Consider the following 13,038-nt stretch of genomic DNA (forward strand, 5'->3'; position numbering starts at 1 on the left):
GCGGTCGAGATCGCTCGACGTCTGTGGCCGCCACCCGCGGAGCCGGTGTATCTGGCGCCAGGGGCCGCATCCGCACACCTTGGTTCTGCCACACTCACCAGGATGCGCGCGAGGGCATGGATGGTGGGCGCAGCGGTCGTCGGCGTCGTCGGTGCCGCGCTGTTCCGGCCCGTGCGCTTGCCGCGGCCGGGCGGCCCGTTCGGGGTCGGCACGACGAGCCGGCACTGGGAGGATCGCACCAGGACCGAGATCCTCTCGTCCGAACCGGGCGAGGTCCGCGAGCTCGTCGCCCAGGTCTGGTACCCGACGACGGCGAGCCGCGGGGAGCGAAGCATCTACCTGGCCGATGCGCCCGACGTGTTCGCCTCGCTCCTCCAGGCGCTGCGGGAGGTGACCGGTGGCCGCACTTCGCCTCCGGCCTTCCTCTTCCGCAAGCTCGCGCGATCGCGGACCAACGCGATCATCAATGCGCGCGTCGTGCGTGGGATCGAGCTCCCTGTGATCGTTACCGCCCACACGATCCTTGCCGAGGCGCTCGCGTCGCACGGCTACGTCGTCGTCGGGGTCGATCAGCCCTTTGTCTCCGCACGCACCCGGCTGGCCGACGGCCGTGTGGTGAGGATGAGGCGGCGCGGGCATCTCTACGACGGGCTCGGCGAGGACGAGGTCATCGCGCACCTGGCGGTCGACGTCAGCGTCGTGCTCGACGAGATCGCCCGGGACCCGGTGCTTGCCCGGACGAGCAGCACGGGATCGGCCGGCGTCGTCGGGGTCTCCCTGGGCGGCACCGTCGCGGCGGCGGCAGCCCGGACGGACCCGCGGATCGCGGCCTGCCTGATGATGGACGCGGCGATGCCGGCGTCGGTCGCTGCCGACGGGATCCCGTGCGCTGCGCTGTGGCTGACCCGGCCCGCTGAGGATATGCGCCGTGAGCGTCGACGGGCGGGTGGTTGGCCGGAAGAGGTCATCGAGAAGACCCTGGGGTCGATGAGAGCGGCGCTCGCACGTCAATCGCCGGGCACCGGGCGGCTCGTCAGCATCCCCGGCATGTTCCACATCGACTTCACCGACGCGCCCCACTGGTTCCCCTGGGCCCGCTGGGTCGGGCTGTCAGGTCCCATCGGCGCTCGGTGTGCGCACCGGATCATCAACCGGAGCGCCGAGTGCTTCTTCACGCGTGCACAGATCGGTGGTGGTTAGGCGCGTCCCCGGGTGATCATCGCAGTTCCTTCGTCGAGAGCATGGGTCGTGTCTCGAGAGCATGGGCGCTAGCCATGGCCTCGACGCACCACCCATGGTCTCGGCGCGATGAGTACGAGAGGCCAGGTGGGCGGGGGAGCGGGGCGCCCCGCTCCTGTCACCCGGGCCCCTCCGCCACCCACACTGACGCGCTCACGCCCGCCCGCGCGGCCCCGTCCACTGCTCGGCCAGCGGCACCTCGAGCCGCCGCGTCGGTGACACGGGCGCCTCACCGCCGAGCAGGGGCAGGAGCTGGTCCATCGCCGCCGCACCCAGGGCCTCGCCGTCGACGTCCACCGCCGTCGCGCCGGGGACCCCGACCACCTCGACGGCACCGTCCGGCGCCGTGCCCTGCCCGAACCGCGCCTGACCACGGGCGATGAGCTCGAACAGCACGCCCAGCCCCAGGTCAGAGGCATAGGGGATCGACACGCTCGCACCCGATTCCGCGACCGCCCCGGCCAGCGCGGATCCGGCGGCGAACGTCGCGGGGGAGGGGCCGAGCACCTCGACCTCCACGCCAACGGCCCGGGCAGCGGCGGCCACCGCCTTCGTGCGCTGGACGTTCTGCCACGACAGCTCGGGCCCGTTGAGGAAGGCGATCCGCCGGTGCCCGCCCGCCGCGAGCCGCCGCACCAGGGCCGCGAAGGCCGCCGCCGTGTCCGCCGCCACCGACGGGATCCCGTCGATCTCCCGGTCCACCAGCACGCTCGGCTTGAGCGCGCACGCCCGACGCACGAGGTCGTCCGCGCCGCGCGGCGCCACGACGATCATGCCGTCGACCTGCGCGGCCAGCTGCTCGAAGCGGGCGCGTTCGTCCTCGTCCTCCATCGGGTGCACCGCCACCGTCAGGTGCAGGTCGGCGGCCTCGGCCCGCGCGTGCGCACCGGCGATGATCGGCGTGAAGAACGCGTTGTGCAGGGTCGGGACCAGCAGGGGCACGATCCCGGTCCGCCCGCGCGCGAGCAGCTGCGCCCCGCGGTTGGGCACGAAGCGGAGCTCGGCGGCCGCCGCCTGCACCCGCTCGACGGTCGCCGGTGCCACGAGGTCGGGCCGGTTGAGCGCGCGCGACGCCGTCGCCTTCGAGACCCGTGCGCGCGCCGCGACATCGCTCAGCGTGGCCACCGGGCCTCCTTCCTCGTCGTTCCTCGCATTGTGTCCGCCTGCGGGACGTCCGGAGCCCGGTCGACGTCGACACGGACCGGATCGATCTGTACTGTCCCACCGTAACCGGTTGTGGAACCGGTTGCACTCACTCAGTGCCGAGTCGACCGTCCGTCGTCGTGACCACGAAGGAGGAACGCCGATGCGTCAGACGCGTACCTCGACCGCCCTCCTGCTCCTGCCGGGCCTGGCCGTCCTGCTCGTCGGCTTCCTCGTCCCGGCCGTCGCGATGCTGCTCGCGCCGCCGGACGTCACCACCGGCGAGGTCCTGGCCCGGCTCGGGCAGATGCTCACCGACCCCTACGACCTCGCGATCATCGGTCGCACCCTCGGGCTCGGCCTCATCACGACGATCCTGTGCATCCTGCTCGGCTTCCCGATCGCCTACCTGCTCGCCCGGTCGACCTCCCGCTGGGCCGGCGTGCTGCTCGCGCTGGCGATCTTCCCGCTCCTGCTCAGCTCCGTGGTCCGCACCTTCGGCTGGCTCGTGGTCCTCGGCTCGCAGGGCGCGATCCCGCAGCTCCTGCTCCGCCTCGGCCTCGTCGACGAGGCGCCCCAGCTTCTCTACACGCCGCTGGCGATCGTCCTCGGCCTCACCCAGCTGTTCCTGCCGCTCGCCGTCGTCGCCTCCTACTCCGCGGTCGCGCAGGTCGACCCAGGGCTCGACGACGCTGCCCGCGGCCTGGGCGCCGGCAGGATCCGCACGTTCTGGACCGTGGTGCTGCCGCTGTCCCTGCCGGGCGTCGTCGTCGCCTCGGTCCTCGTGTTCGCCGGCTCGATCACCGCCTACACCACCCCCTACCTCCTGGGCGGCTCGCGCGAGCGCGTCCTCGCCACGCAGCTCTACACCTACGCCAGCACGACGATCGACTGGGCCGCCGCCAGCGCCACCGCCCTCATCATGACGATCCTCGTGTTCGCGATCTCGGGCATCTCGGCCGTCATCGGCCGCAGGGGAGCGACCTCATGAACACCCGACGCCCCGTCGCCGCGGCCCTCGCGGTCCTCGGCTACATCGTGATGATCGTGCCGATCCTGTTCGTCGTCGTCACGGCGTTCAGCTCCGGCAGCACGCTCCGGTTCCCGCCCGAGGGCTGGTCGCTGCGCTGGTTCGAGGAGGCGGTGACGTACGCGCCGTTCATGACCTCGCTCGTGTCCAGCCTCCAGCTCGCGCTGCTCGCCACCCTCATCGCGCTCGCCCTGGGCGTGCCGGTCACGCTCGCCATCCACCGCGGCCGCCTGCCCGGCAAGGGCCTGGTGGAGGGCCTGTTCCTCTCCCCGCTCATCGTCCCGGAGCTGGTGGTCGGCCTCGCGCTCTACCAGCAGCTGATGATCGGCCTCGGGCTCGGCAACTTCGAGACCCTCCTGTTCGGCCACACGGTGCTGATGTTCCCCTACGCCGTGCGCGTGACGGGCGCGTCGCTGGCCCTCATCGACCCGGCCGCCGAGGAGGCCGCCCGCGGGCTCGGCGCGGGGCCCGTGCACACCTTCTTCACCGTCACGCTGCCGCTCCTGCGGCCGGGCATCATCTCGGCCGCCCTGCTCAGCTTCATCGCCTCGTTCAACAACGTGCCGCTGTCCCTGCTGCTGCAGAGCCGCGACTTCCGCACCCTGCCCGTCGTCATGCTCGATTACGTCCAGCAGAACTACACGCCCATCATCGCCGCGATCTCCGTGCTCATCCTTGCCGGCACCGTGCTGATCGCCATCATCACCGAGCGCACCCTCGGGTTCGCCAAGGTGTTCGGAGGGATCAACGGATGACCGCCGCACAGCTCATCGGCGTGAGCCAGGTCTTCGGCGACTTCACCGCCGTCGACGCCATCGACCTCACCATCCCCGAGGGGAGACTGACGACCCTGCTCGGCCCGAGCGGCTGCGGCAAGACCACCAGCCTGCGCATGCTCGCCGGCTACCTCGCGCCCACCTCGGGCACGATCCTCATCGGCGGGAAGGACGCGACGCGTACGCCGCCCGAGAAGCGCAACCTCGGCATGGTGTTCCAGTCCTACGCGCTCTTCCCGCACATGACGGTGGCCGACAACGTGGCCTACGGCCTCAAGGTCCGCCGCGTGGGGAAGGCCGAGCGGGCCCGCCGCGTGGCGGAGTCCCTCGAGCTCGTCGGTCTCGCGCACCTGGCCGGGCAGAAGCCCAAGAAGCTCTCCGGCGGCCAGCAGCAGCGCGTGGCGCTCGCTCGCGCCATCACCATCGGCCCCGAGCTGCTCCTGCTCGACGAGCCGCTGTCCAACCTCGACGCCCGCCTGCGCATCCAGATGCGCGCCGAGATCCGGCGGATCCAGGCCGAGACCGGCCTCACCGTGGTGCTCGTGACGCACGACCAGGACGAGGCCCTGGAGATGAGCGACGAGATGGTCCTCATGAAGGACGGCCGGATCCAGCAGCAGGGCGCGCCCCAGGAGGTCTTCCCGGCGCCCGCCAACCGGTTCGTCGCCGAGTTCCTCGGCTACGAGAACTTCCTCCACGCCCCCGACGGCGAACTTCTCACCGTCCGACCCGAGCACCTCCAGCTGGTCACCGAGTCGGCCGGGTCGGCCGGCGCGCCGACCGGGCTCGAGCTGTCCGGCACCGTCCTCGACGTGGCCTACCGCGGCGTCGACGTCCTCGTCACGGTGGCGGCGACCGACCCGGCCGGGGAACGCGTCGAGGTCACCGCCGACCTGCGCGCCTCGACGGCACCGCAGTTCGCCACGGGCGATCCCGTGCGCGTGCTCGTGCCCGAGCACCACGTGGTCCCGATCGCGGCCGAGGCCGCCTGACACCTCTCGCCCGCCCGACGCCGCACGACACCCACCCCCTGCCCGACGCCGAAAGACCCGAGCCACCCGCCCGTTCCCGTGGCACCCGAAAGGACCCCTGACATGCGGACCCTCCCAGCGCGCCGACTCCTCGGAGCCGCGACCGTCACCACCCTTGCCGCGGCCGGGCTCACCGCCTGCGGAGGCGGCGACGAGGCGGCCGACGAGAACAGCATCGTCGTCAGCACGTTCCCGTTCAATGTCGAGCCGTTCACCGAGGCGGTGATCGACCCGTTCACCGAGGCCACCGGCATCGAGGTGGAGATCGACACCGGGTCCAACGCCGACCGCCTCTCCCAGCTCCAGCTCGACCAGGGCGACTCCGGCATCGACGTCATGCTCATCTCCGACACCTACGCCGCCATCGCGCAGGAGGACGAGCTCTTCCAGGAGGTCTCGGCGGACGACGTCCCGAACCTCGAGGCGATCGCGCCGTTCGCCGTCGAGGAGGGGTTCACCGGCCCGGCCTACAGCTACCAGCTCAACGGGATCATGTACGACACCGACGCCCTGAGCGCCGACGAGGCCGCACAGTGGGAGATCTTCGCCGACGAGGCCAACAGTGGCCGGCTCGTCCTGCCGGACATCGCGGTCACGGCCGGGCAGCTCACGGTCTCCGGCGTCGGGGAGGCGTACGGCACGGGCCCCTACGACGTCGACACCGCCTTCACGACGATGGCCGAATGGACGCCGAACATCCTCCAGTACTACGGCTCGAGCACCGAGATGACGAACCTGCTCACGCAGGGGGAGATCGTCGCCGGGGCCGCCCTCAACGGGTTCGCCACCGACCTCGTCGCCGCCGGTGAGCCCGTGGCCTGGACGCCGCCCGCCGAGGGCCGCTACATGGCCACCAACCGGGCGATGATCCCCACCGGCGCGCCCAACCTCGACGGCGCTCACCAGTTCATCGACTACCTGCTCTCCGCCGAGGCCCAGCAGGCGTCCGCGGAGCTCGTGGGGGACCTGCCGGTCAACCTCGACGTCGAGCTGCCCGAGGAGCTAACCGCCGTGGTCGGCGACATCGGCGACGACCCCGAGGCCGCCGGCTACGCCACGCTCGACCCGGCCGAGATCACGCCCAACCGGGGCGAGTGGGTCGAGCGGTTCGCGCGCGAGGTGGTCGGTGGCTGACGTGACCGACGCTCACGACTTCCTGCGCAGGCTGCCGAAGGTCGATCTGCACTGCCACCTGCTCGGGACGATCCGGCCGTCGACCTTCGCGGATCTTGCCCGGCGCGAAGGGTTGGACCTCCCGGACTCGCCGGAGCGGATCTTCGCCGACATCAACTCCCGTCCGCCGGACCCCTCGCTGTACCTGAACACGCGGATCCGCATGCCGCAGGGGCCGAGCGACGACGAGCCGGAGACCTCGTACTCGCTGTTCCAGGCCTCCGACTGGGTGCGGCAGGCGCTGCGCGGGCCGGACGACCTCACCCGGATCGTCTACGAGGCGCTCGAGGACGCGCACACCCTCAGCGGGACCCGGCACGTCGAGTTCTCCATCGACATGCCGCCGCCGCAGATCGAGGCCCTCGGCCACGGGCCGATGGTCGAGGCGTACGCCGAGGGGATCAGGCTCGCGGAGAGGGACTTCGGCATCACCGCCCGGATGCTCGCGGCGATCGACCGCTCCGGCACCGGCGAGGAGGCGCTGGAGTGGATCCGTACCGTCGTCGACCACCCGCACGAGTACCTCGTGGGCATCGGGCTGGACAACCTCGAGAACTCCGGGCCGCCGGAGCGGTTCGAGGCGGCCTACCGGCTCGCCGGTGAGGCCGGGCTGCGGCGCACCGCCCACACCTCCGAGCACGTGCCGTCGGCGCGCAACGCCGTGACCTGCCTGGACGTGCTGGGCTGCGAGCGGCTCGACCACGGCTACTTTGTGCTCGAGGACGACGACGTGGTGGCGCGCATGCGCGACGAGCAGATCGGGTTCACGGTGGTCTCCACGACCTCGCGTCGGTCGTGGCGTCCGTGGCGGCGGGCGTCGATCCGGGCGATGATCGACGCCGGCCTCAACGTCTACCCGGCGTCGGACGACCCCGGGATGTTCCCGACGACGCTGCTGGACGAGTACCGGATCCTGCACGAGCAGGTCGGGGTGGGGCTCGAGCAGCTGGCGTCGATGGCGCTCGCGGGCGTGGAGGCGAGCTGGCTGCCGGAGGAGCAGAAGGCCGTGCTCCGGGCCGAGCTCGCGTCCTTCCCCCTCCCCTCTGGCGAGTGAGGGGACTTTTCCCTGGCAAGTGAGCGCGGTTCGGCCTGTTTCGGTCCGCCACTGTCGTCGAGAGGGCGCGAAGTTGCACGACGTGCCACCTCCGGATGCAAATTCGCGCCCTCTCGGTAAGCCCCGGTCGTGAGATCGATGCTCGCATCCTGTGTAGCGGGGTGGTCCCACGTCCGAGATCGGGCACGTCCCGGTCGGAGTCGCCTGGATAGGCTCGAAGGGCCGCCACGACTCCGGGAGGACCCCATGACCTTCAGCTTCGCGACCGCCGGCCGCGTGACCTTCGGCGCCGGAGCCGCGGACGGCCTCGCCGAGATCGCCGCCGGGTTCGGTCCGCGCGTGCTCCTCGTCCTCGGCTCCTCCCGCAGCGCGGACGAGGCACCGCTTGCGGGCGTGGGTCAGGAGCGCGTCGTCGTGCGCGTCTCCGGCGAGCCGACGGTCCGGGGCGTGGCCGAGGCCGTCGCGACCGCGCGCGAGTTCGGGCCGGACGTCATCGTCGCCGTCGGTGGGGGATCGGTCGTCGACTCCGCGAAGGCGGTCGGCATCCTCCTGCGCAACGGCGGGCAGCCGCTGGACTACCTCGAGGTGGTCGGTGACGGGAAGCCGCTCGCCCCGGACTCGGTGCCGGTGGTCGCGGCCCCGACGACGGCGGGCACCGGCGCCGAGGTCACCGCGAACGCCCCGTTGTTCTCCCCCGAGCACCAGCTCAAGGCCAGCCTGCGCAGCCCGGCGATGATCCCGGCGGTCGCCGTCGTCGACCCGCTGCTCACGGTGACGAGCCCACCCGCGGTGACGGCGGCATCGGGCCTGGACGCCCTCACGCAGTGCCTCGAGCCGTACACCTCGTGGGCGGCGAACCCGGTGACCGACCTGTTCGCGGCCGAGGGGCTGCGCCGGGCGTCGACCGGGCTGCGGGCGGCCTACGCGGACGGCTCCGACGTCGAGGCGCGCACCGACATGGCCCTGGTCAGCCTGCTCGGCGGCATGGCGCTGGCGAACGCCAGGCTCGGTGCCGCGCACGGCCTGGCCGCGCCGCTGGGCGGGATGATCGAGGCCGCGCACGGCGAGATCTGCGCCGCCGTGCTCGTCGCCGCCACCGAGGTCAACGTCCGGGCGCTCACCGAGCGCGAGCCGGACAGTGCCGCGCTCGGGCGCTACGCGCAGGCCGCGCGCATCCTCACCGGCGACGAGCGGGCGGGCGTGGACGACGGCGTCGCGTGGATCCGCGAGACCACCCGCCTGCTCGACGTGCGCAGCCTGGGCGAGATCGGGCTGACCGAGGACCGGGTCGAGGAGGCCGCCGCCAAGGGCAGGCGCGCCAGCAGCATGAAGGGCAACCCCATCGAGCTCACCGAGGCGGAGGTCGTCGAGATCGTCCGGCGGTCGATGTAGCTGGGGTTCGGCGGCGGATGTAGAACGCGTCCGGCGTCCGGCTCGGCGACCTGCCGCCGGGACGACGACGGTGGCACCTGAGCGCCCGCCACTGCGCCACGCGAACGGCACGGGCCCGGGACCGCGCGAAATCGGTCCCGGGCCTGCGGCCCGCTACGGCGCCACCGATACCGTCAGATCCCGAGCTTGCCCGGGTTCATGATTCCTGCCGGGTCGAGGGCGCTCTTGATGCGGCGCAGCACCGTCATGCCGTTCTTACCGGCGGCCTGCTCCATCCACCGTGCGCGCTCGAGGCCGATGCCGTGGTGGTGGCCGATGCGTGCGCCGGCCTCGAGCGTCGCCGACATGACGACCTCCCAGAGCCGGTCGTAGGCGGCCATCGCCTCCTTCTCGGAGTCGAAGAGGCCGCGGGAGATGACGTAGAGCGACGCGCCCTGGTCGTAGACGTGCGACACGTGACCCATGACCTCGTCCATCACGGTCCCCGCCGCCTTCGCGACCTTCTCGTACAGGGCCGGGAGCTCGGACCACGTGCCGGCGATCTCGATGGCCTCGGCGATGCCGCCGACCTTGCCGACGTTGTCGGTGAACCACGAGTAGTTGAAGCGCCGCTTCTCCCAGTTGATGCCGGGTTCCTCGCCGAGCGCCTGGCCGCCGTGCTCGTCGACGAGGCGCAGCGCGATCGACTCCTGGGTGGCCGTCAGCTCGGCGGCGCCGTCGAAGGCCAGGACCATGAGCCAGCCCTCCGACTCGGAGAACTTCGCGTGCTTCGCGGCCCCCTCGACGGGGTCGTAGATGCGCAGCACCGCCGGGCGGACCCCCGCCTCGAGCATCTTCCGGGCCACGGCCAGGGACTGCTCGAAAGTGTCGAACAGGGCCGAGGCGAACCGACGCGATGCCGGCAGCGGAACGAGCCGAAGCGTGACCTCCGTGATGATGCCGAGGACGCCCTCCGAGCCGATGAACAGCTGCTTGAGGTCCGGCCCCTGCGAGGCCCGGGGGATCGAGCTGGTGCGCAGGATCTCGCCGTCGGGCAGGACGACCACCAGGTCGGCGAGGCGGTCCTCGATGTTACCGTAGAGGGAGGAGAAGGTGCCCGAGCCGCGCATGGCGATCCAGCCGCCGACCGACGCGAGGAAGAACGACTGCGGGTAGTGGCCGGTCGCGAGACCGTACGGCTCGAGCGCCTCCTCGAGGTCGCTGCCGAGCAGTCCGGCGCCGACGGTGACGAGTCGATTCTCGACGTCGACCTCGCCGACCGAGGCCAGCGCGCTGACGTCGACGACGACCCCACCCTCGATCGGCAGCCCGGAGCCGACGACGCCCGAGCCGCCGCCCCGAGCGACGATCGGGACGCCGTGCTCGTTCGCCCAGCGGACCGTCGTGGCGACGTCCTCCGTCGAGGTCGCCTGCACGACGGCCTGTGCCGTGGCGAGCGGGGTGTCCGCCGCCTCGGCCTTGCGGCTGCGCGGTGAGAGGTCCGCGGACGCCGCGCGGATCGTCGCGGGGTCGGTGGCGACGGTCGAGCCGGACAGTCTGCCGGTGAGGTCGGCCAGCTGCGTGTCGGTGATGGTCATGGAGCTCCTTCTCAGTTGTGGGTCTGTGGGCGCCAGCCGAGCGCACGGTCGACGGTGTCGAGCCATGTGCTGCGGGAGGCCTCGAGCTCCGACTCCTCGAGCGAGGGGTCGAACGTCCGGAGCTCGGTGGCGGCTGCGGCGGCTGTCTCGCGGTCGGGCCACACGCCGACGGCCAGGCCCGCCATCCACGCGGCGCCGCGGGCCGTGACGTACTCGGCGTCACCGGCGCGGATCACGGGCACGCCCGTGAAGTCGGCCTGCGCCTGCAGGAGCGCGTCGCTGCGTGCCAGTCCGCCGTCGGTCAGGACGAGGGTCGGGAGTGCGCCGGCCTTCTCCGCCATGAACAGCACGAGGTCCGCGGTCGTGCGTGCGATGCCGTCGACGGTCGCCTTGACCAGGTGCTCCGCGGTGACGCCGCGGTGCAGGCCGAACACCACGCCGCGGGCCTGCTGGTCCCAGTGCGGGGCCGTGAATCCGGCGAGCGCGGGGACGAACACCACGCCGGAGGTGTCGGGGGTGCGAGCATAGGTGGCGTCGAGCTCGGCGGCCTCGGGAAGGATGCGCAGACCGTCGACCAGCCAGTCGATGGCGCTGCCGGTCACGAAGGAGTTCCCCTCGTACATGTAGCGGACCTCGTCGGCGGTGCGCCACGCGATGCGGGTGTCGAGGCCCGCACCGACCACGTTCGGTTCCTCCCCGGCGTTGAAGTCGATGAAGCTGCCCGTGCCGTGGGTGCACTTGACCGCTCCCGCCTCGAAGCCGCCGTGCCCGTACAGCGCCGACTGCTGGTCGGCGAAGCACGAGCGGATCGGCAGCGACGCGCCGACCAGCTCGGCATCCGTGTCGCCGAAGTGCGCGTCCTCCTCGAGGACCTCCGGCAGCAGGGCGACCGGCACGTCCAGCTCGTCGAGCCACTCCTGCCACCAGGTGCCCGAGCCGAGGTCGAAGGCGCCGGTCGAACCGGCGTTGGAGTACGACGTCACGTGCCGGCCGCCCGCCGGCCCGCCGGTGAGCGTCCAGATCACCCAGGAGTCGGGCGTGCCCGCGAGGAGGTCGCCTGCCTCGGCCCGACGGCGGAGGTCGCCGTCGTCGAGGAGATCGGCCAGGTGCAGGGCCACGTTCGCGGGAGCGAGCTGCAGACCCGTGGTGGCCGTGAAGCGCTCGGCCCAGTCGCCGGCGAGCCGGTCGACGCGGGCCTGCGTGCGGGAGTCCTGCCACGAGACAACGGGGGCGACGGGCACCCCGGTGTGCCGGTCCCACAGGACCGTGGTGGTGCGCTGGTTCGTCACGCCGACGGCGGCGATCTCGCGCTCGGCGGAGGCCGCGCGGGCGATGACCGTGCGCAGGACGTCGGCCGAGCGCTCGGCGATCTCCGTGGCGTCCTGCTCGACGATCGCCGCGCTGGGTGTGTGCACGCCGATGCGGTGCGACTCGACGTCGAGCACGGAGCTCGAGTCGTCGAACAGCACGGCGCGGGTGCTGGTGGTGCCTTCGTCGACGACGACGACGTGGGGGGTGCGCTGAAGGTTCACGACGGTTCTCACTTCTTCGGGAGGGGGCGGCGACGGCGGGTGCCGCGCCGTGTCGTTCAGGGGGTCCAGTTCGTCAGGGGGTCTGGTTCGTCAGGGGGTCTGGTTCGTCAGGGAGTCTGGTTCGAGGAGCGTCCGCCGACGGCGCGGCTGAACTCGGCCGCGGCCGGGACGAGGTGCCCGAGGAGCTCGTTTCGGCGTCGTGCCGACATGGTCGGAGAGGTGGTGGACACCGACAGGGTGCCGACGACGCGGTCGTTCGCCCCGCGTACCGGGACCGCCACGCAGGTCACGCCGGTCATGAACTCCTGCCGGTCGGTCGCCCAGCCGTTCTCGCGCACGGTGAGGCACTCCTTCTCCAGGGCCTCCGGCGTGACGAGGGTGTGCTCCGTGAACCGCTCGAGCGGCCTGAGCACGTACGAGCGGAACGCGGACACGTTGTGCGCGAGGAAGACCTTCCCGCTCGCACTGGCGTGCGCCGGGCGCCGGGCGCCGAGGACGATCGGCGGCGACTTCTTCGCGACCAGGTCCGGCGTCGCGGAGGCGACGGTGACCGCCGTGCCGTGGTCGAGCACCGTGACGTGCACGGGCTGACCGGTGCGTTCCCCGGTCTCCTCGGCGAACGACCGCGCGATGCGCAGGAAGTGCGCCTGGTCGGACGCCTGGACGGCCATCGCGGCGATGCCGGGACCGAGCCGGTAGCGGTTCTTCGAGCCGCTGGCCGCGACCACCATCGCCAGGGTCCTGAGCGAGGCCAGGTGGCGGTAGACCGTGCGTTCGTTCAGGCCGGTCACCACGGCGATCTCGGGCACGTTCGTGCCGCCGGGGCCGGCCTGCGCGACGGCGTCCAGCACGGTGAAGCTGTGGCGGAGCGCGGCGGGCACGCGGTCGGTGTCTGGCACGCGGTCATGCTGTTGCTGGCGCAGATCGAGCGTCAACGTGATTGACATCCTGTGTCAGGCGCGTTGACCGGTCTCTCCCGAGAGGCGCACCGTGAGCCCCGACGCGCACAGGCGCGCACACGTCACGTGCGGTCGAGGCCGAGCGCGGTGGCGCACAGCGAAGGAGTCGGGATGAAGCAGGGACGGCGCAGC

General features: G+C 72.0%; 11 protein-coding genes. 7 read left to right on the top strand and 4 right to left on the bottom strand.

Annotated features, from left to right (window positions below):
* The first annotated feature begins 102 nt into the window (after positions 1-102).
* Positions 103-1,200, top strand: coding sequence for an alpha/beta hydrolase (locus ACZLKG_RS02985; RefSeq protein ID WP_463647903.1), 1,098 nt, complete (start codon positions 103-105; stop codon positions 1,198-1,200).
* A gap of 192 nt (positions 1,201-1,392) precedes the next feature.
* Here the strand turns inward: ACZLKG_RS02985 and ACZLKG_RS02990 are convergent, their stop codons facing one another.
* Complete coding sequence (locus ACZLKG_RS02990) at positions 1,393-2,364, bottom strand: LacI family DNA-binding transcriptional regulator (protein ID WP_463647904.1); 972 nt, start codon at positions 2,362-2,364, stop codon at positions 1,393-1,395.
* A gap of 181 nt (positions 2,365-2,545) precedes the next feature.
* Between ACZLKG_RS02990 and ACZLKG_RS02995 the strand changes: the two genes are divergently transcribed.
* The 6 genes from ACZLKG_RS02995 to ACZLKG_RS03020 all read left to right on the top strand — a co-directional run bounded on the left by ACZLKG_RS02995 (position 2,546) and on the right by ACZLKG_RS03020 (position 8,838).
* The gene (locus ACZLKG_RS02995; protein ID WP_463647905.1) at positions 2,546-3,373 is read left to right on the top strand and encodes an ABC transporter permease; all 828 of its coding nucleotides are present in this window, start codon (positions 2,546-2,548) and stop codon (positions 3,371-3,373) included.
* On the top strand, positions 3,370-4,167 hold the full coding sequence (locus ACZLKG_RS03000) for an ABC transporter permease (protein ID WP_463647906.1): 798 nt from the start codon (positions 3,370-3,372) through the stop codon (positions 4,165-4,167). Before ACZLKG_RS02995 ends, ACZLKG_RS03000 begins: the two co-directional genes overlap by 4 nt.
* On the top strand, positions 4,164-5,180 hold the full coding sequence (locus ACZLKG_RS03005; protein ID WP_425707667.1) for an ABC transporter ATP-binding protein: 1,017 nt from the start codon (positions 4,164-4,166) through the stop codon (positions 5,178-5,180). Before ACZLKG_RS03000 ends, ACZLKG_RS03005 begins: the two co-directional genes overlap by 4 nt.
* A gap of 102 nt (positions 5,181-5,282) precedes the next feature.
* Positions 5,283-6,353 (top strand): ABC transporter substrate-binding protein, encoded by a 1,071-nt coding sequence (locus tag ACZLKG_RS03010; RefSeq protein WP_463647907.1) that lies wholly within the window; start codon positions 5,283-5,285, stop codon positions 6,351-6,353.
* Positions 6,346-7,446: an adenosine deaminase family protein gene (locus tag ACZLKG_RS03015; protein WP_463647908.1), complete on the top strand. Its 1,101-nt coding sequence runs from the start codon at positions 6,346-6,348 to the stop codon at positions 7,444-7,446. The genes ACZLKG_RS03010 and ACZLKG_RS03015 overlap by 8 nt, the downstream gene beginning before the upstream one ends.
* Positions 7,447-7,692: 246 nt before the next feature.
* A complete protein-coding gene (locus ACZLKG_RS03020; RefSeq protein WP_463647910.1) occupies positions 7,693-8,838 on the top strand; it encodes an iron-containing alcohol dehydrogenase in 1,146 nt (381 codons plus the stop codon).
* 173 nt (positions 8,839-9,011) lie between these two features.
* Here ACZLKG_RS03020 and ACZLKG_RS03025 read toward each other — a convergent pair whose 3' ends face one another.
* From ACZLKG_RS03025 to ACZLKG_RS03035, 3 genes are all read right to left on the bottom strand, one after another.
* Positions 9,012-10,415, bottom strand: a complete 1,404-nt coding sequence (locus ACZLKG_RS03025; RefSeq protein ID WP_463647911.1) for an FAD-binding oxidoreductase — start codon at positions 10,413-10,415, stop codon at positions 9,012-9,014.
* Positions 10,416-10,426: 11 nt separating this feature from the next.
* A complete protein-coding gene (locus ACZLKG_RS03030) occupies positions 10,427-11,947 on the bottom strand; it encodes an FGGY family carbohydrate kinase (protein ID WP_463647912.1) in 1,521 nt (506 codons plus the stop codon).
* Between the two features lie 107 nt (positions 11,948-12,054).
* Positions 12,055-12,846, bottom strand: coding sequence for an IclR family transcriptional regulator (locus ACZLKG_RS03035; RefSeq protein ID WP_463647913.1), 792 nt, complete (start codon positions 12,844-12,846; stop codon positions 12,055-12,057).
* Positions 12,847-13,038: the final 192 nt, after the last annotated feature.

This window comes from Georgenia sp. Z2081 (genome assembly GCF_055326445.1).

Coding starts and splice junctions, on each gene's coding strand:
- ACZLKG_RS02995 (WP_463647905.1), top strand. CDS start 2,546: ATGCGTCAGACGCGTACCTCGACCGCCCTCCTGCTCCTGCCGGGCCTG.
- ACZLKG_RS03005 (WP_425707667.1), top strand. CDS start 4,164: ATGACCGCCGCACAGCTCATCGGCGTGAGCCAGGTCTTCGGCGACTTC.
- ACZLKG_RS03020 (WP_463647910.1), top strand. CDS start 7,693: ATGACCTTCAGCTTCGCGACCGCCGGCCGCGTGACCTTCGGCGCCGGA.
- ACZLKG_RS02985 (WP_463647903.1), top strand. CDS start 103: ATGCGCGCGAGGGCATGGATGGTGGGCGCAGCGGTCGTCGGCGTCGTC.
- ACZLKG_RS03000 (WP_463647906.1), top strand. CDS start 3,370: ATGAACACCCGACGCCCCGTCGCCGCGGCCCTCGCGGTCCTCGGCTAC.
- ACZLKG_RS03010 (WP_463647907.1), top strand. CDS start 5,283: ATGCGGACCCTCCCAGCGCGCCGACTCCTCGGAGCCGCGACCGTCACC.
- ACZLKG_RS03025 (WP_463647911.1), bottom strand. CDS start 10,415: ATGACCATCACCGACACGCAGCTGGCCGACCTCACCGGCAGACTGTCC.